The organism is Paenibacillus sp. FSL P2-0322, from assembly GCF_037975315.1.
Lineage (GTDB): Bacteria > Bacillota > Bacilli > Paenibacillales > Paenibacillaceae > Paenibacillus > Paenibacillus polymyxa_B.
Genome location: NZ_CP150243.1, coordinates 5,856,040 through 5,875,058, shown reverse-complemented (window position 1 = coordinate 5,875,058; position 19,019 = coordinate 5,856,040). Strand labels below are relative to the sequence as shown.

General features: G+C 45.6%; 12 protein-coding genes. 8 read left to right on the top strand and 4 right to left on the bottom strand.

Annotated elements, in window-relative coordinates; genetic code table 11:
- Positions 1-47 precede the first annotated feature (47 nt).
- Positions 48-758, top strand: a complete 711-nt coding sequence (locus tag MKY24_RS25975; protein ID WP_023990962.1) for a GntR family transcriptional regulator — start codon at positions 48-50, stop codon at positions 756-758.
- 95 nt (positions 759-853) lie between these two features.
- Here MKY24_RS25975 and MKY24_RS25970 read toward each other — a convergent pair whose 3' ends face one another.
- A complete protein-coding gene (locus MKY24_RS25970; RefSeq protein ID WP_028540865.1) occupies positions 854-1,390 on the bottom strand; it encodes a PadR family transcriptional regulator in 537 nt (178 codons plus the stop codon).
- Positions 1,391-1,602: 212 nt separating this feature from the next.
- Between MKY24_RS25970 and MKY24_RS25965 the strand changes: the two genes are divergently transcribed.
- Together MKY24_RS25965 and MKY24_RS25960 are read left to right on the top strand one after the other, a co-directional pair.
- Entirely contained in the window at positions 1,603-2,874 is a 1,272-nt protein-coding gene (locus MKY24_RS25965) for an OFA family MFS transporter (protein ID WP_023990960.1), read from the top strand.
- Between the two features lie 36 nt (positions 2,875-2,910).
- Positions 2,911-4,860 (top strand): FAD-dependent oxidoreductase, encoded by a 1,950-nt coding sequence (locus MKY24_RS25960; protein WP_023990959.1) that lies wholly within the window; start codon positions 2,911-2,913, stop codon positions 4,858-4,860.
- A gap of 172 nt (positions 4,861-5,032) precedes the next feature.
- Here the strand turns inward: MKY24_RS25960 and MKY24_RS25955 are convergent, their stop codons facing one another.
- Positions 5,033-6,574: a family 43 glycosylhydrolase gene (locus MKY24_RS25955; protein WP_339202411.1), complete on the bottom strand. Its 1,542-nt coding sequence runs from the start codon at positions 6,572-6,574 to the stop codon at positions 5,033-5,035.
- 402 nt (positions 6,575-6,976) lie between these two features.
- Between MKY24_RS25955 and hmpA the strand changes: the two genes are divergently transcribed.
- Positions 6,977-8,206, top strand: a complete 1,230-nt coding sequence (hmpA, locus tag MKY24_RS25950; RefSeq protein WP_339201152.1) for an NO-inducible flavohemoprotein — start codon at positions 6,977-6,979, stop codon at positions 8,204-8,206.
- Between the two features lie 113 nt (positions 8,207-8,319).
- On the opposite strand, the gene serS is transcribed toward hmpA, so the two are convergent.
- Complete coding sequence (serS, locus tag MKY24_RS25945) at positions 8,320-9,609, bottom strand: serine--tRNA ligase (RefSeq protein WP_339201151.1); 1,290 nt, start codon at positions 9,607-9,609, stop codon at positions 8,320-8,322.
- 717 nt (positions 9,610-10,326) lie between these two features.
- Here serS and MKY24_RS25940 point away from each other — a divergent pair.
- From MKY24_RS25940 to MKY24_RS25925, 4 genes are all read left to right on the top strand, one after another.
- A complete protein-coding gene (locus MKY24_RS25940; RefSeq protein ID WP_339201150.1) occupies positions 10,327-12,879 on the top strand; it encodes a DUF2339 domain-containing protein in 2,553 nt (850 codons plus the stop codon).
- 162 nt (positions 12,880-13,041) lie between these two features.
- On the top strand, positions 13,042-14,391 hold the full coding sequence (locus tag MKY24_RS25935; protein WP_013312591.1) for a sodium-dependent transporter: 1,350 nt from the start codon (positions 13,042-13,044) through the stop codon (positions 14,389-14,391).
- A gap of 276 nt (positions 14,392-14,667) precedes the next feature.
- Positions 14,668-16,626 carry an acyltransferase family protein gene (locus tag MKY24_RS25930; RefSeq protein ID WP_339201149.1) on the top strand — a complete coding sequence of 653 codons (1,959 nt, stop codon included), beginning with the start codon at positions 14,668-14,670 and terminating at the stop codon, positions 16,624-16,626.
- A gap of 195 nt (positions 16,627-16,821) precedes the next feature.
- Complete coding sequence (locus tag MKY24_RS25925) at positions 16,822-17,778, top strand: polysaccharide deacetylase family protein (RefSeq protein ID WP_028540861.1); 957 nt, start codon at positions 16,822-16,824, stop codon at positions 17,776-17,778.
- 77 nt (positions 17,779-17,855) lie between these two features.
- On the opposite strand, the gene MKY24_RS25920 is transcribed toward MKY24_RS25925, so the two are convergent.
- Positions 17,856-18,983, bottom strand: a complete 1,128-nt coding sequence (locus MKY24_RS25920; RefSeq protein ID WP_023990952.1) for a glycoside hydrolase family 88 protein — start codon at positions 18,981-18,983, stop codon at positions 17,856-17,858.
- Positions 18,984-19,019 lie beyond the last annotated feature (36 nt).

Sequence of the window (19,019 nt, the reverse complement as noted above, 5' to 3'; positions counted from 1 at the left end):
TGGTAAAATGCTGACATAAAACAATTTTTAGTACAGGTGGTAGACAGATGAACAAATACGAGCGGATTGCACAAGAGGTCAAAGAGCGGATTATGAATAAGACCTATAGCAGTGATGATCCTATTCCCGATGAGATCTCACTGGCAAAAGAGTTTCGTGTAAGTCGGATGACGATTAAGCGGGCATTGGACACATTGGTGATGGATGGGTTGCTGAATCGTAAAAGAGGACACGGAACCTTTATCGTCAAATCAGTTCACAATGGCCCTGTTAACGTTGTCGTAAATGAAATGCTGGGGTTAACCAACGTACTGCGCGGGAAAGAGATCAAAAATAAAATCGTCGCCTTTGACGTTCAATTTCCATCCGAAGAGGTAGCGACCCATCTATTTATTGATGCCAATTCTCCTGTATATCATGTGATCCGTCTGCGTGTCGTGGAGGGTGAGCCCTATGTTATCGAGCGCACATACATGCCCACGAAGCTGATCAGCGGTATTACAGAGGAGGTGCTGTACGGCTCGGTGTACAAACATATTAAGGAGGAGCTGGGACTTAATATTGTCGGTTCACACCGTACCATCCGGGCCTCCAAGTCAACGGAACTGGATCGTGAGCATTTGGACTGCGCAGCGGATGATCCAATCTTGGAAATTGAGCAGGTGGGTTATCTGGATACAGGTATACCATTTGAATACTCGTTCTCGCGGCATCGGTACGATAAATTTGTGTTTACCACAGTGAATCGAATGCGTTGATTAGTAAAAAAATAAGCATAAGGGTTCGAGCTACATATTCTCGAATCCTTGTGCTTTTTTGTGTTTACAATAAGTTTAAGGGAAAATGAGATGCTTTATTTTTTACAATAAGCAATAAAACTTTCTATCCATTGTATGGTTATAGTTTCGCGTAAAATAGCACCATCTAATACAAGATAATCGCCAAAATTATCACTATCAAGAGGAGGAATAGTTTCATAACGTTCTTTATTTTTGCGTAAATGTTCCAGCCTATCTTGATGTTGAAGCAGCTGATGTTCCAACAAATATAATCGGGTTGTTATATCCAGATGATTAGAAAAATACATTCTCAGCCTAAACACATCTTTGGGAGTGGGTTCAATAGGCTCTGCTTTTTTTAGCCATTGTAAAAAATCTTCTTTGCCATTCTCCGTAATCGAATACAATTTTTTTTCTAAAATTTCTCCGCTAATTTGGATCTCGTAGACGATAAGTCCCTCATTAAGCAGTTTTTTTAATTCTGGATAGATCTGACTATGCTTTGCAGTCCAAAATTCGCCTAAATCTTTACTGAATTCTTTACCTATATCATAACCAGTCATAGGTTCTTTATTTAACAAGCCCAGAATGGCATATTTTAAAGTTCTCATAAGGCACTCTTCCTAACATTTTCGTCGTTTATTGGTTAAGTATAACATATTTAGCGAGTCCACAATAAGATTGATATATTATTGAAAACATATTTAATAAAACATATAACTACATACATGTTCCTGTTGATATATTGCAAAGCACGTGTTAATATTATTTCGAAATATGTGAATGATTTCACAATACAACGACGAGGGAGAAGAAGATCTCAGTGGAACTTACAAAAAAGAGATGGATTATTCTGATTGCAAGCTGTTTTATTAATCTGTGTATTGGATCAATTTACGCGTGGAGTGTATTTTCTGCCCCAATGGCAGAATATTTGAGCAGCGTCACAGGACTTAGTTTAACACCGGGGAATTTGGCTATTGCATTTACGATTACAAATTCGGTAGGTCCTATCACGATGATTTCAGGTGGCTGGATTAATGATCGATTCGGGCCCAAGAAAGTGATCTTTGTAGGGGGCTTGCTATTTGGAGGCGGTATGATTTTATCAGGATTTGCAACATCTGTAGGTTACCTGGTATTGGCTTACGGTATCGTACTCGGCCTAGGAACGGGAATGGTTTACGGATGCACAATTAGCAACTCTATTAAGTTTTTCCCTGACAAAAGAGGATTAGTTGGCGGTATAACAACGGCTGCTTATGGAATAAGCTCAGTTATTATACCTCCTATTGCCAATAGTTTAATCAGTAGGTCTGGTGTGACATCAGCATTCATTATCATCGGTATAGCATTTCTTATTATTGTATGTGCTGCTTCTTTCTTCATTGAGAAATGTCCATCTGACTTTGTTCCTGCAGGATGGACACCCAAGACTGTAAATGTTGGCCGTTCTATTCAGAACGACAAAGACTGGAAAGGCATGCTCTCAAGCCCTCTGTTTTATATCATGATCTTGTTATTAATGTGTGGTGCTTTTGCCGGACTCATGTGTACATCACAAGCTTCTCCTATAGCTCAGAAAATGATTGGTATGTCTGCGGCAGCCGCTACGACAGTTGTTTCCGTATTGGCATTGTTTAACACGGGCGGACGAATCGTTGCAGGCTATATTTCGGACAAAATCGGTCGAATCAATACCCTGGCTTTTTCTTCTGTCTTTTCGGTCATAGGGCTCACATTGCTTTATTTTTCAGGCGAAGGTAGTGTGTTGACATTCTATATTGGTATTTCAGTTATTGGTTTATGTTTTGGTGCACTGATGGGGGTATTTCCTGGATTTACTGCCGATCAGTTTGGTGTGAGAAATAATAGTGTGAATTATGGAATTATGTTTATTGGATTTGCAACAGCAGGATACTTTGGCCCATCGATTATGAGTCATGTTTACAGCACAGACAGTAGCTATCAGAGAGCCTTTGTCATTGCGGCCGTACTTGGCATAACCGGACTTGTTCTAACATTTGTATATAAGTTCACTACCCGAAAAAATCAGAAGATGGCTGTGGATATGAATCAGAAAGCTATCAATTAACCCATAGCAATAAATACAGATAAGGAGCATGAGATCATGCAAAGAAAATATCCCAATCTATGTAAACCAATTACAATTGGAAATGTGACTTTCAGAAATAGAATGTTTGGCTCTCCTATGGGAGGTACAGATATTACAGCTGACTGCACTATTGGACCGAAATCTACAGCTTTTTATGAATTAAGAGCAAAAGGCGGTGCTGCGTCAGTTACGGTCAGCGAAGTCGTGGTTCATCCTGAGACGGAAGCTTCCCATATGTACCATCTGGATCTGGGGACAGTAGATTCTCTTGCTAGTTTTACCTATACTGCAGACGCTATTCGCCGTCACGGGGCAATTGCCAGTGTGGAATTGTCTCATTCTGGACAGTATGCAGGAACTTATCTGACTGACAAAAATAAGAAACAAGGACTTGCTCAGTGGGGACCCAGTCCAGGAGTACGTCCAGACGGCAGAGAAGTAAAGGAACTTACGCAAGAACTAATTGCTGACATTGTAGCAGCTTATGGTAGATGTGCTGGACTGGCCAAGAGAGCAGGTTACGAAATGATTATGGTTCATGGCGGACATGGATGGTTAATTAATCAGTTTTTTTCTCCTTATTTCAACCGCAGAACAGACAAGTATGGCGGATCTTTGGAAAACAGGGTGCGTTTTGCACAGGAGGTTCTTGACTGTGTTCGTAAAGCTGTGGGTTCTGGCTTCCCAATCGAGTTTAGAATGAGTGGCTCAGAGTTATTTGAAGGCGGCTATGGTCTGACAGAAGGTATAGAAATTGCTAAATTAATCGAATCAAGAGTCGACTTGCTTCATGTATCTGCAGGAACCTATCAGACAGGATTTGGTATCACACACCCTTCGATGTTCTTGCCTCATGGAAGTAATGTTTATCTTGCAGCAGAGATTAAGAAGCATGTAAGTGTTCCGGTTGCAACGGTCGGCGGATTAAATGACCCGGCACAAATGGAAGAAATCATTGCCAGCGGTCAGGCGGATGTTGTTGAAATGGCTCGCGCACTGCTTGCTGATCCAGAGCTTCCAAGAAAGGTGATGAGCAACCGCGACGAGGACATTATTAAATGTCTGAGATGCTTCACCTGTATGGCAGAACGTGCAGAAACATCCACAAGACGCTGTACAGTTAACCCATTAATTGGTCGTGAGATGGATGGAACAGAAATTTACCCTTCCCCTAATCCACGCAAGGTTTTAGTAGCCGGTGGAGGCCCAGGCGGGCTTTATGCAGCTCTTACTGCAGCCAAACGCGGACATAAAGTTATTCTATGTGAGAAGGCTGACGAGATAGGCGGTATTTTGAGGGGAGAGCAGGCGATTCCTTTTAAATATGAGATGTATGAATTAGGTGTTACTCTCGGAAAGCTGGCTAAAGACGCTGGCGTTGAGATCCGTTTGAATACACCTGTTACTAAAGAGTATGCAGAGAAAGAAAATGCTGATGCGTTAATTATCGCAGCTGGTTCCGCAGCAATTGTTCCTCCAATTCCTGGATTGAATGGTGATAACGTAGTCATTGTTAATAACTACTATCTGGAGAAGGATAGGGTCAGCGATAGCGTAGTCGTATTGGGAGGCGGTCTGGCAGGCTGTGAAGCAGCAATTCACCTTGCCCAGGAAGGTAAGACGGTTCATCTGGTAGAGATGAGAACGGAGCTGGCTCCGGATGCTAATATTAGACATCGTCCGATTATGCTAAAAGAAATCGAAAAGAATAACATTCAGGTTCATTTAGGATTTAAAGGGCTGAGTGTTACACAAGAAGGTGTTGCTTGCGCTGATCAAAATGGTGAAGAACATTTTGTTCCAGGTACTTCAGTCATTTGTGCGCTTGGACAACGTCCAAGAAGAAACGTAGTAGATGAGTTAATTGATTGTGCACCTTATGTTGCACAAATCGGAGATTGCGTTAAGGCATCTACTATCACGACTGCAATATATCAAGGATATCATGCAGCGCTTGATATCTGATTATCTGCGACTCACCATCATTGCCCGGCATGGGACACTTCAGGAGTCTAAGAGAGGTACTCGAACATAGCGGTTCAACACAAATTGCACAGCTCCTGCAAATGGGTACAACATTGCGCAAGAGCTGTGCGATATTTTTTTAAGGATTAAGGCAATATTCCAAGTGTGAAAGTTAATTGCCAAGCAATCTTACTTCATGCACCGTCGGGGTATACCAGTTGTTCGGATTATTGAATAGCACTGCATTTACAAGGTTGATTCGCACGTAGCGAGCTTGAAAATTGACTTTGTCACTGGTAAAACCATACGTGGTATTACCTGTGCGATCAATCGTGAAGTAGTTAGCTCCATCCGTGCTGTATTCAATTTTATATTTGTAATACGCTTCAGATCCTTTGTACATAAACCATGAAATATCCACTTCGCTGATGGTCTTGGTACTGCCTAAATCGACCTGCCACCAAGCGGGCCAGGATGCAGAGGCAGCCTTCCACGAGGTTTGGGCGTTGCCGTCGTTCGCTAGTGAAGCTGGAGAACCGGATGCGGCTGAGCTAGCAGTCGCTGTTTTGCCCTGTGTTTGATTCACAAGGGACGGCAGGATTACTGTGCCTGTCGCAGCATCCAGATCCCAGCTACTGTACCAGTTCAGGGTTGCTGTTTTGTTGGAGTCATTCAGAGTTAGTGGCAACCAGATGAATTTGTGGTCGCTCAGATTGAGCGGATTCCAGCGATCGCCCATATAGATGTAGCTGGTTCCTGCGCTACCTGTAATCGTGGCGATGGAATGGATTTGCGAGCCGTAAGCCGCCGGATCACCGAAGGGTGACAGAGCAGACCAGCTTCCAGTCATGGAACTGGCGGTTGCGTAAGCGCCCTGATTCGGATACCAGCCAGATGCCTGCGAGGTGAACAGATAGTAGGTATTGTTCTTTTTCACAACAGCAGGAGCTTCGCGATAGCCATTTTCAAAAATCCAGCCAACGAACGACTGCACGCCTGTATAATCGGCTGTCAGCTTGAAGATCGCCATCGTATCGTTGGCACCGCCATTTTTACGGGAAGCTGTAATAAGGTAGCCGCTACCGTCCGTATCCGTGAACACCGTCATATCACGAGACTCGTAATTCAGTGGGCGGAAGCTGCCTTGGTAGGCAAAATTTCCGTCGGGTGTATCGCTGGTAGCGACGGCTACACGACCTAGTGAGTAGTCCGTGCCATTTTCATAGTGCGCCCATAGTACATATTTTCCGGTGGTTTTGTTGTAGATAACTTTGGGACGCTCGATTTTGCTCGAATTCAGCTCAGGGGCGGAATCTTTGGTGAGAATACTGCTGCGGAAGGACCAATTTTTCAAATCGGTTGAGGTATATACGTTCACTTTTTCAAATTTCCAGTTTTCGGCGTGCTCGCCGTACCAATAATAAGTAGAACCTACTTTTAGAATATTACCGCTGTTCGCCTGAATCGGGTTACCTGCGGTGTCTTTCCAATCCGCTCCGTTCGTAATGGCTGTGCTTGCTGTTGCGCTCAGGGATAGTTCAGCATTGGCGACGTCCAAACCATTCAGCGCTTGGTTCACCTCGGTCCCGTAGGTTGCTTGCGTAACGCCTGTTGTATTGGCGTGTGCTGTATCGGGTTGAAGACCCGCACTGGCCACTGCGAATAGGATACAAATCCATGCGGCTAACCATTTGCTGCTGTTGATCCACTTCACGATATCATCTGCCTCCTTTAACACGGATAGGATGGGTCGGAATGGCTTGTCCGGCACCTCATTTTCGATTTTACCCTAATTGGAAGCGTTTACAAGTGGAATAAATTGAAGTCTTTAGCATGGTGAAACTGTTGTTACGAGAAAGGACAAATCTGATCACTGCATACAAAATAGGTATATAGATATTTGAAACTTTGGGGAAAGCTCGTCAGTTATGTGGGAAGCGTTTGTAATTGTGCGTTTTGTCATTGACACGTTCACATTATTTTAAATTTAAAGTGACTGGAATCACATAAACGGTTACTTTATGTGGGTATACTTGCTTTAAATTGAGGGTTACAAATGGGACATATATTGAAATACCCTTTGTTATCTTATTTTGGAGAGAAGAGGGATACAAAGATGCTAAGTGAGCAAACCATTGCAACGATCAAATCGACTGTACCTGTTTTGGAGGTACACGGAACTACAATCACCAAGCGTTTTTACCAGATGATGTTTGAGGCCCATCCCGAGCTTCTCAATATATTCAATCACGCGAATCAGAAGCAAGGACGTCAACAGGGAGCGCTGGCCAATGCTGTATACGCGGCTGCACAGCACATTGACCGTCTGGAGGAAATTCTTCCGGTGGTACGCCAGATTGCACATAAGCATCGCAGTTTGGGAATTAAACCCGAGCATTACCCTATCGTCGGAAAATATCTGCTCGCTGCGATCAAGGATGTACTGGGAGATGCGGCTACAGACGAGATCATTGCCGCATGGGCCGAGGCCTATGGTGTGATCGCTAATGTATTTATAGACGTGGAAGCTGAAATGTACAAGGAGGCTGGACAGCAGCAGGGAGGCTGGTCAGACTTTAAGAGCTTTGTTGTGCAGAAAAAGGTTAAAGAAAGCGACCAAATTACGTCCTTTTATCTGGTGCCGCAGGATGGACAGGTGTTGCCTGAATTCGAGCCCGGACAATATATCAGCTTAAAGATGGAAATCCCGGGAGAACATAATACCCACATTCGTCAATACAGTCTTTCGGATGCCCCGGGCCACTCCCACTACCGGATATCTGTAAAGCGAGAGGATGCTGTAGAGTCCCGTCCGGCAGGTAAAGTATCCGTGTATCTGCATGAGCAGGTGCAAGAGGGCGATGTGCTTCAGGTATCTGCACCGGCGGGTGATTTTACGCTGGATCGGGCAGATCGCAGACCTGTCGTGCTGATCAGTGGCGGGGTCGGGCTAACCCCGATGGTCAGTATGCTGGCTTCCTTGGTGAAATCTGCTCCGCATCGGCCTATCACCTTTGTCCACGCAGCAGTCAACGGGGATAACCATGCTCTGCGTAATGAGGTAGAAAAGCTGGTCGCCACACATGCACAGGCTGCAGTTCGCTGGTGTTACAGCAGACCAACGGAGCAGGATCGGCTGGCACAGGCTTTTCACAAGGAAGGCCGTTTGGATCTGGCCTGGTTACAATCCGTGATACCGGAACGTAACGCACAATATTACTTTTGCGGCCCTGAGGGATTCATGCAATCGGTATACGGCCTGTTGAAGGAGTGGAATATCCCTGCTTCGGATATCCACTATGAATTCTTTGGTCCTGCTAGCGCATGGGAAGCAGAAGCACAATGACACAATGAAACATCAAAAAAGACGAAGGATAGTTGTCCTTCGTCTTTTTTTGCGATGATTACAATGGGAAATCCTGCTCATTGGGTACTACTTTTCAAAGTGCGCTCCTGTTTTCATAACAAGGGAGTACGCAAAAATTCCATACCTTGCGGCATATATGGGCGTAAAGCCTCCGGAATACGGATCGAACCGTCCTCTTGCTGGTGATGCTCCAGCAACGGGATCAGAATCCGGGGCGAAGCGACCGCTGTGTTATTGAGCGTGTAACAATATTTCAGCTTGCCGTCCGCATTGCGGTACCGGATGTTGGAACGGCGCGCCTGGAAATCAAGCAGCTGGGACGACGAATGTGTCTCGCCGTAAGCCTGGCGGCTGGGCATCCATGTCTCAATGTCCACCTGCTTGTAGGTTTTTTGCGCCATGTCGCCTGTACAGACAGCCATCTTACGGTAGGGCAGCTCCAGCAGTTGAAGCAGGTCTTCCGCATTGCGCGTAATTTCCTGAAACATCTGTTCCGAAGCGTCCAGGCTGGCTTCGCAGATGACGACCTGCTCAACCTTGGCAAACTGGTGCACACGATACAGTCCGTGCACATCCCTTCCGGCCGAGCCAACCTCATTGCGGAAGCATACGGACACGGCTGCCAGCCGAATCGGGTCCGTAACATCCACGATCTCACCGCTGTAATACGAGACCAGAGGCACTTCCGAAGTGCCTACAAGCCACTGATCCTCACCTGTAATGCGGTACGTCTGATCCAGTCCGAGCGGGAAAAAACCAGTGCTGCGCATGGCCTCTGCACGTACCATCAGCGGAACATCCAGCAACTGGAATCCACGTTCAGTCAGCAGATCCACCGCAAGCTGCTGCACAGCCCGATGCAATGCAACCCCTGCTCCCGTCAAATAGTAGTTACGGGTACCGGCTGTTTTGACACCCCGAGGGACATCGATTAGCTTGTGAAGCTCACCGAGCGTCATATGATCCTTTGGTTCAAATCCGAAGTTCGGAACCGACCCGACCTGCTCCAGTTCTACATTATCCTCATCCGATCTCCCCCGTGGCGTATCTGGCGATACGATATTAGGCATCAGAAGCAAAAGCTGTTGAAACTGTTCCTCTACTTCCTGTTGCGGGGCTTCCAGAAGATCTAGTCGTCCGTTAATTTCTTTGACCTGCCGCTTTGCCGCTTCTGCCTGTTCACTCTGGCCGGCATGGATTAGCGCGCCAATATCCTGACTACATTGATTACGCTTCTGCCGAAGCTGTTCCACTTCCTGAAGTAGCTGTTTTCTCCGATCATCCAGGGTCAACAGCTCTGCGACCGATACCTGTATTCCTTTGCCGTCTGCTGCTGTCTGAACTTGTTCTTGATGCTCTCTGATCCATTTGATATCCAACATGACACCGCACTCCTTTTCGGATAAAAATACAAAAAGCGCCCTCATCCACATGGGACGAGGAGCGCTTTGGTCTCGCGGTGCCACCCAAATTGACCAGACAGCATGACAGATGTCATAACTCTCCAATCCACTTTGCTCCGCTGTAACGGGCGGGTCCGGTTTACTTAGGTACATATCGCCATATCCTACGCTAACGTATGGTCCTTGGCGTAAACGCCTCCGAGTTGGATGCTCTTCATAGGCATAATATCGTTTGCTTTTTTGTAAGTATACGGATTTTTGGCAGGGTAATCAAGGGCATGAGTCTGCACATTGAATTAATTCCTTTTTTCATCGTGATCTTTCCAATAAAAATAAATACACAGCGTAATTAAAATAAGTGGAAATAAGTAAAAGGCATCATTATAGCCTACAGAATGGCTGACTCTCAAATCGTATAAAAGCCAAAACATGGACATGCTTGCTATCAAAGCTATAGTGCCACTTATTGAATACATGTATATCTCCTTTCAATTTGGATTTCATGTTTGCGAAGGGGAAAGGTAGGCTTTATTTCATATGTATATCCATTCTACTTCATCTGCGAACATGAAACTGGAAGAATATATAAGTAAAAGCCCCAATTTAACGTCCAAAATGGGCTATAGTCTCTATAATGCCTTTTTAATTTCATGTAAAATGTAATGATTACCAAAATGGACAGCGATGGAGGAGAACATGGAGGATTTTAAAGATCGTTTACATACGATCCGCCAAGAACAGAACAAGCTGCTCAAGGAGTATCAAACATTAATCGCGGACTATGAAGCCTCAGATATCATTCTGGAGAATGAGGTTCTGCGAAAAAAGTTCGAGGATTATCAGGCTCGCTGCATTCACTTGGAAGAGCGAGTACGACATATTGAGCAGGAAAATGGAAAGCTGCGCACTGCGCTGACGGAGCAAATGCTGAGTGAAAAGGCGAATATGATCCGCATTTCGCGTGAAAAGCTGGAGACCTATTTTGCTTCCAGAACCGCAGAAGGGAAAAATCGGCTGACATCCTTTGAATATGGGGCTAAAAACCGGGTGGACCAGCTTATTCAGCAGACTACGCATGAGCTTAAAGAAGATCAGGACGAGATCGTCGCCAGATTACGACTGTTCTCAGAGGAGATTCGTGACCGGATCATGGAACAACGCGAGCGGTTTCAGGAGGCCGAGCGCCAATTGCTTCAGCAGACGGCAAGCGAGTTCCAGCAGTTCGGAGAAGAAGAGATCAGCGAGGAAACGATGCAGAAGCGCATGAAGCAAAATCAGTTTGAAATGAAGCTAGGCTTGAACTGGATCAACAAGCTGGGGATTTTGCTCATTATATTGGGTGTGGGAGCCGCTTTTAAATACTCATACTCGAACTGGTTTACAGGAAATATGAAGGGCGTGGCCTTCTTTCTGCTAGGAGCGTTGATGCTGGGCGGCGGGGAGTGGCTGTACCGTAAGCAGAAGCAGACCTTTGCGCTCGGTATTTTGGGCGGCGGTATTTCTGTGTTGTACGGATCGATTTTTTACAGCTACTTTTTGTTAGAAATCATAGGAATGTATACAGGCATAGGCTTATCCGTACTCGTTACGGTGACCGCTGTGCTCCTGTCATTAAGGTATGAATCCCGAACGATATGCTCTTTTGGTTTAGTAGGGGGATATCTCCCGCTCTTTTCCTATATGGCAGCGAACGGACTGGAAGGGAACGCCGTGTATATCGCCATGGGCTATTTGTTCCTGTTAAACTTGCTGATTCTGCTTGTATCCTTCCGCAAACGGTGGGTCGTCGTGCAATATATCAGCTTTTTACTTAATACGCCCTTGATGATTGTGCTGGCGTGGTTATCGGAAAGTGCCGTAGCGAGCATGCTGTATGCAGTCATTACATTTGCGATGTACCTCGGGATGACGCTGTGGGTGCCGTTCCGTTTAAAATCAAAACTGTCATGGCTGGATTTCTCCCTTTTGGCTCTGAATACAGTCGTGAGCTGTTCCGTTCTGTATTCTCTGTTCGGCGATGCAGGCCTGGATGATTATAAAGGCTTGCTGGCTCTCGTCTTTTGCTTGGTGTACGGGGGTCTGGGACAATGGGTCCGTCGATATATTCCAGAGGAGAAACAAACCAAAATATTATTTTATGCGACTTCGTTGACCTTTGCCATCCTTATGGTGCCGTTCCAGTTTGGAGTTAGATGGTTATCCATGGGCTGGTTGATCGAAGCGGTTCTTCTTACATTATATGGGCACCGTTACCGGTTGAAGGAATTGGAACGAGCTGGCTGGGGCATTTTATTACTGTGTCTGGGCGCATTCTTTTTCGTCGATTTCCCTATATATCTGTTGTCAGGATTTGAGACAGACTATTTTGGACTCAAATATACGCTCATTACACTGGGAATGTTGATCGTTACCATCTTCTATGCGATTCAATTTAGCCGTCCGAATGCTTTCAAAAACAATCGTTTGTACGAAATGCATATCATGCAAGGATTTAAATATGTAGCTTTGGTGAACGTGTATTTCTACCTTTTGTATGAAGCCGGGCATTGGTATAACATCGTCTTATCCGACGAGTTTGCTCATTACACCTTGTACAAAGTGTTGTTGTACACCTGCGTATCGCTGGTGTTGGCTTATTTCCTGCCTAAGGTGAGGTTGCTGTATGATCGGGTGATTAAATACTACAGCTTGGCGTTGTACGTCATAGGCTACGCGCTGGCACTGGTGATCACCGTAACGGTTCCAACCTTGCATGAAAATTATGCACAAAATACGGCTGCTGATTATGTGGCGTTAGTGGTACTCGCAGCCTTTAATGTGCTGGTATTCTTCAGCAGCAGGGATTTTCTGAACGCACTGATGACCCGACATTATAGAAGCAATGAGTTGTATCCGGTCATTATGGGTGTATATTTGCTGGGTATCATAACCGCCTTTCTCGGAGTTCAGTTCCGCCTGGGGGATGCTGGTCTTGTGTTCAGTCTGGTGTATTTGCTGCTGGCCATTTTGTATATTGTATACGGCTTCCTCAAGCGAGTGGTCTACATTCGCAGATTTGGATTGGGCTTGACCTTGCTGTCGACAGGTAAGCTGTTGTTGTATGATCTGCACCTGTTAACGACGGGGAGCACGATTGTAGCCTACTTCTCTTTTGGTGTTGTACTGTTGGCGATTTCGTATATTTATCAAAAAGTATCTAATCGCATGGGAGAGACCATAATAAAGAAGGATGTTGAAGAAAATATGTAGTTTTCTGTTGTATTTTGTAGATACGGAACATTATGAAAATAAATCCGGTAATAGTGAAAAATTATGCATGACCTTACATCCTACTTACGCTATAATGAGTAAAAATTATTTATGTGCGCATGCTCATGTTTATGCGTAAGTAGAGAGAATGAGGGGGATATAATGAATTTGAGCAAGGGGCAGAATAGCCTGTCTGATAAAAATGAACGCTTCTCGTCTGCTGGATTCATATTGGCGGCGATCGGGAGTGCGGCAGGACTAGGTAACATATGGAAATTTCCGTATATTACAGGACAATATGGCGGAGCTGCATTTTTCTTATTGTTTATTGTCTGCCTGTTGCTTGTTGGTTTGCCTGTACTTTTAGCAGAGCTTGCGCTTGGTCGTGCAGGTCGAGGAAGTGCTGCTTCTGCAATGGTAAAAGTAGGCGGTCACCCGATTTGGGGCAAGATGAGCATTATGTTTGTTATCGTGCCTTTTGTTATCTTATCGTTCTATGCCATTGTAGGAGGCTGGACACTGCATTATGCCGTAGAGGCATTTAGCGGAAATCTGTTTTCAAATAATGATTTTGCTGGACAGTTCGCTTCTTTTTCCTCCGGGTATGCGCCGTTGGTTTGGCTGTTAGTTGTTTTTGCATTTACAGCAGTCGTGGTTACTCTTGGGGTATCAAACGGGATTGAAAAGTTCAATAAAATTTTGATTCCTGCCAAGGTCATCCTGTTGCTCGTGTTGATGATTAACGCTCTTATGCTGCCAGGCTCTGGTGCGGGCGTATCCTTCTTTCTGAATCCCGACTTCTCTAAGCTAAGCATAGAGTCTGCATTGGTTGCTTTGGGACATGCCTTCTTCTCACTCTCACTGGGGATGGGAATTATGATCACGTACGGTGCGTACGTGGATCGCCGTCAATCGCTGGGTGGAGCCATGCTGGCAGTTGGTGGCGGAGATTTAATCTATGCGTTTATCGCAGGTATGATTATTTTCCCTACAACCTTCTCCTTCGGAATTAACCCAGCTCAAGGACCATCTCTGGTTTTCATTGCTTTACCGGCTGCTTTCTCGGCAATGCCTTTTGGTGCATTCTTCGGCGGTTTGTTCTTTGTACTGCTGGCGGTTGCTGCATTAGGTTCTATGGTATCCTTGCTGGAAGTTCCAGTAGCCTATGTCATGGAGCGTATGCGTTGGAGCCGGGTTCGCTCTGTTATCGTCGTATCGGTCCTGTGCTTGATGCTGGGCGTCCCTTCTGCATTGTCCATGGGCCTGGTGCCGGAATTAAAAGTGGGGGATAAATCATTCTTTGATTTCGTAGACTTCACCGCTTCCAACATCTTCTTACCGTTAGGCGGTTTGTTGATTGTTATATTCACAGGTTATTACTGGAAGACTGCGGCTGAGCATGCGAACATCAAACCCTTCTGGTTCAACGTGTGGTTATTCGGTCTCCGGTATGTTGCACCGATCCTGATGTTGTTGGTCTTCCTTCATACCTCAGGTATCATCAAATTTTAAGAGCATAGAATACTAATAAAAAGGCATTTTCTTCCTAAGGGAAGAGATGCCTTTTTTTGTATATCTATCAGTGGTTACCTAACTGTGGAAAGGAATGATATAATAAAAACATTGTCATTAATTTTAACTTCATTGAAATCATTACGATTATGAAGTTTTATATAATGAATGAAAAGGCTACAGGGCATCGCACAGACGATGTGCAGGAGAGGGAAAGGGCAGAAGAGCATTGAAACAGACAGGGAGCTTGAATTTGCAAGAAGGACGGCGGCTGAAATGAAGTCTAAACAATTGCCGTCACAACGTCGTTATATGCCAGGTTTGGATGGATTAAGAGCGCTGGCGGTCATCGCAGTCATTGTGTATCATCTGAATCCGGATTGGTTGCCGGGTGGTTTGTTGGGTGTAGGCGTGTTTTTTACTTTGTCGGGGTATCTGATTACAGATATTTTGGTGAGTCAGTGGGATACATATCATAGTTTTAAAATGAAAGATTTCTGGTTGCGTCGTGCCAGAAGGTTGCTGCCTGCCATGTTGACGGTTGTGGCTGTCATTGTCCTGTGCTCGTTGCTTTTCGATCCGTCGCGGCTAACGGCCTTGCGCGGAGATGTACCTGCCGCATTGGTGTATATGAGCAATTGGTGGTTTATCTTCCATCAGGTTTCGTATTTTGAAAGTTTCGGCCCACCTTCTCCGCTTGGGCATCTGTGGTCGCTGGCGGTGGAGGAGCAGTTTTATATCTTGTGGCCTTTACTACTGGCGCTTGGGCTAAAATTCATGCCCAAGCGTATTGTGCTCGCAGGCTGGGTGACTTGTCTGGCGTTAATATCTGCACTCCTGATGGCAGTGATTTACGTACCAGGAAGCGACCCGAGCCGGGTGTATTATGGCACGGATACGCGCGGATTTGCTCTGCTGATCGGTGCGGCGCTGGCCTTGGTATGGCCAAGCGGCAAACTGAAAGAGCAAGCTTCTCCTAAGGCGCGTATGCTTCTGGACAGCATCGGTGCAATAAGCTTGCTGCTGCTTTGTCACTGGGCGTGGGCCTCGAATGAATATGACCCATCTCTGTACCGGGGCGGCCTGCTGGGCATAGCTTTGGTCACTGCTATTGTGGTCGCAGCGTTGGCACATCCGGTAAGCCACCTTGGTCGTCTCCTTGGAATCAAGCCGCTACGCTGGATTGGAGCCCGTTCCTATGGACTGTATCTGTGGCATGTTCCGGTTATTACGCTAACGACGCCTCAAGTAGATACCGATGGCGTGCATGTGATGCGTATCATTTTACAATTGCTAGCTACCGTATTGCTGGCGTCTCTCTCATTTAAATATATCGAGGAGCCGATTCGCCGTGGAGGATTCCGCCACTGGATCACAGAAATCCGTTCAGCGGTTCGTAGACAGGCGCGGTGGAGATGGATGCCTACAATTACAGCGGCTGTGCTTTTTGCAGGTATTCTCGTGGGTACCGTCCACCTGTACGTGGCGTCTCCTGACGCAACGATTCAGGCGGCATCAAGTGATGAGAAGCCAGTCGCAAAGGCAAAAGCGATGCCGCCGCTTCACGGAACGGTATCCGTGGCTTCCAAGGAGCCCAAAGCCATCAAGCTGCAAGGGTCCGAGGGCAGCAAGGTGCAGATCCCAGTCCCGTCTCAAGCCCAGACGCCTAAAAACACGGCGGTCCAGGCTGGTACTACGGACGATGTTACGAAACCGTCGGAACCTTCGGACAAACCCAAAAAAGCTACGCCTATTACAGGTGATGGGTCGAGTGTGACCGCCATTGGAGACTCTGTCATGTTGGATGTACAGTCGTACATTCAGGATTCCTTCCCGGGAGCTGTTGTAGATGGACGGATCGGCCGTCAGATGGCGGAGGCGCCTGCCGTACTGGAGCAGCTAAGACAGAACGGACAGCTGGGTAAGACAGTTATTATTGAGCTGGGCACGAACGGCGCTTTCACCAAGGATCAGTTAGCGAATTTGCTGGCCAGTCTGAAGGATACGAAGCATATTATACTCGTGAATACCCGTGTGCCTCGGCCGTGGGAGAGTATTGTGAACAAGCATCTTGCCGAAGCAGCGTTGCAGGACCCGCGAATTACAATGATTGACTGGTATGCAGCTAGCTCTGGTAAAAATTCATATTTCGAGCATGACGGAGTACATTTAAAACCTAGTGGTGCTAAAGCTTATGCGTCCTTGTTGGCTCAGGCCTTAACGAAGCAATCGTAATAAACTGCAATGATACTCATAAATTATGCAAATGCAAGACAAGAAAGCCACCAGGAGTAGGTTGTCCTCTGGTTGAAGTGCATCCCTAAATTTTCATCGGCTAAACCTAAGGGTTTTTCCCATGGCCATTCTAAGGCGTGTACATCAACCCTGATCCGGTGGTTTTTCTTATTTTAGTGGGAGGTACATAAGCTAATGGAAAAGGGCTATTCACATAGTAGGACAAGAGAACACCGCTTGAAGAGGAACAGAAAAAGACTAATTTTACTTGCTATTATATTATTTGTGGCAGGCTGTATTACTTTCATTGCGATAAAGGTCTCAGATAACAAAACGCATGCGCCAACACAGGAGCTTGCTAAAAAAACAGATTCCGTATCCAAGGACTCATCAAAAGGTAAAGTAAATGGGGGAGCAAATGGTAAAGCAGTCTCTCCAAAAAGCGACCCCGAAGTAGAAGATGGTGCCTTTGTCGAAAAATATTTAAAACAGCAAATGCTAGGGCAGATGCCCGATGGAGCCGATGGTAAAAAAGTGGCCTACTTATCCTTTGATGATGGTCCATCCGTGACGGTAACACCTAAAATATTAGACATTCTGAAAAAACAGAAGGTCAAGGCAACCTTTTTTATCGTAGGAAAAGAAGCCGATGAAAATGAACATACCAGGAACATTATCAAAAGAATTGTTAAAGAAGGTCATGCGATAGGAAACCACACGTACTCTCATAATTATAAGTATTTATATCCTAACAAGCGGGTAAGCACGGACCATGTTATGCAGGATATTGAGAGGAACAATAAGGTGTTAAAAAGTATTCTGGGGCCAGAGTTCACCACAAGAATGATCCGGTTTCCGGGGGGCCACATGACATGGAATAGCAGAGATCCACAGGGGATGGCTGCTTTGGATAAAGTTTTACATCAAAAGGACTATCATCAGGTAGATTGGAATGTATTAACGAAGGATGCAGAGGGGAAATCCAAGAAGGCACCGGCACTAATCAACCAGTTTATAAGGTCAGTCAAAGGTCGTGAAAAAGCCATCATACTCATGCATGACACCTATGGTAAAGAAGAAACCGCAAAAGCGTTGCCGCAAATTATAGAATTCCTAAAGAAACAGGGATATGAGTTTAAGGTTATGAAGTAGGATATGTTTATATGTAAGAAAAGGACGGGGCTGATGGCCACCGTCCTTTTTGCAATTAAGGTTTATACTTCGCGTGTTTAGATGCGTTCTGCTTCACCCATCGCCTGAATGAAAGCCCCGATACCTTTGGGATCGTTGGTTATAATCGGCTCGCTGATATAGTAAGCGAAGGTGCCATCCCGACGATCTTTACCACCCAAACCGCTTACTTGCACCGTTTTGTTCAGATTCACGAGTCCTTCTTCAGTAATCGTGATAAATTCATCGATAATTCCCTTACGGATAATTTCTGCCTCTTGACGATATTGCTCTGGCAGATAGCCTTTGCGAACGCCCTTGGCAATAGCATAGAGAATCATGCAGGAAGCAGAGGCTTCCAGATAGTTGCCTTTCACATGGCCCAGGTTGAGCACTTGATAAAAGACTCCACTTTCTTTATCACGCACTTTCAGCAGGGCTTCCAGTGTTTCCGTCAGCATATCAATCAGGACGGGACGGTCTGCATGATCCTCTGGAATATAGTCCAGCACGTCAACGAGTGCCATAACGAACCAACCCATCGAGCGTCCCCAGAAATTTTTGGAGCAGCCTGTTTCCGGGTTGCACCAATGCTGCTCACCTTTCTCATCCCAGGCATGGTAGAGCAGGCCTGTTTTAGGATCACGTGTATGTTCATAGCAGAGCTTGAATTGCAGGGTCACATCGTCAAACTCTGACGGATCTCCGAATTCACGGATAAATTCAGCGTAGAACGGGGCACCCATGTACAAGCCGTCGAGCCAAATTTGATACGGATAAATTTGCTTATGCCAGAATGCGCCTTCGCTTGTGCGCGGGTGTTTTTCCAGCTGACTGCGTAATTGGTAGGCAGCCTTCTTATATCGTTCATCTCCTGTAGCACGATACAGAGAGAAGAGCAGTTTGCCGTTATTCACATGGTCAATATTGTACTCATCTACTTTATAGCGCTGAATAACGCCATTTTCGTCAACAAAATGATCCATATGTTTCTTTATATATTCCATATACTTGGGATCGCCTGTCAGTTCGCCAACCCATTCCAGACCTCTGTAAATGACGCCGTGGTCATATTCCCATTTTTCGTAAAATTCTGGACTCCGTTGTAGAACGGAATCGCTCATACGTACTGCCCAAGAATCTGTTTTTGTAGGACTGGTTGTTGGTTGTGATGTTGGATTTGCCATGATACAGTCACCTCTTTAGTAAATGTTTAATCTGTA

Bases quoted from the DNA above. Each gene is read 5' to 3' on its own strand.
- MKY24_RS25975 (WP_023990962.1), top strand. From the start codon at position 48: ATGAACAAATACGAGCGGATTGCACAAGAGGTCAAAGAGCGGATTATG.
- MKY24_RS25970 (WP_028540865.1), bottom strand. From the start codon at position 1,390: ATGAGAACTTTAAAATATGCCATTCTGGGCTTGTTAAATAAAGAACCT.
- MKY24_RS25960 (WP_023990959.1), top strand. From the start codon at position 2,911: ATGCAAAGAAAATATCCCAATCTATGTAAACCAATTACAATTGGAAAT.
- hmpA (WP_339201152.1), top strand. From the start codon at position 6,977: ATGCTAAGTGAGCAAACCATTGCAACGATCAAATCGACTGTACCTGTT.
- serS (WP_339201151.1), bottom strand. From the start codon at position 9,609: ATGTTGGATATCAAATGGATCAGAGAGCATCAAGAACAAGTTCAGACA.
- MKY24_RS25940 (WP_339201150.1), top strand. From the start codon at position 10,327: ATGGAGGATTTTAAAGATCGTTTACATACGATCCGCCAAGAACAGAAC.
- MKY24_RS25935 (WP_013312591.1), top strand. From the start codon at position 13,042: ATGAATTTGAGCAAGGGGCAGAATAGCCTGTCTGATAAAAATGAACGC.
- MKY24_RS25930 (WP_339201149.1), top strand. From the start codon at position 14,668: ATGAAGTCTAAACAATTGCCGTCACAACGTCGTTATATGCCAGGTTTG.
- MKY24_RS25925 (WP_028540861.1), top strand. From the start codon at position 16,822: ATGGAAAAGGGCTATTCACATAGTAGGACAAGAGAACACCGCTTGAAG.
- MKY24_RS25920 (WP_023990952.1), bottom strand. From the start codon at position 18,983: ATGGCAAATCCAACATCACAACCAACAACCAGTCCTACAAAAACAGAT.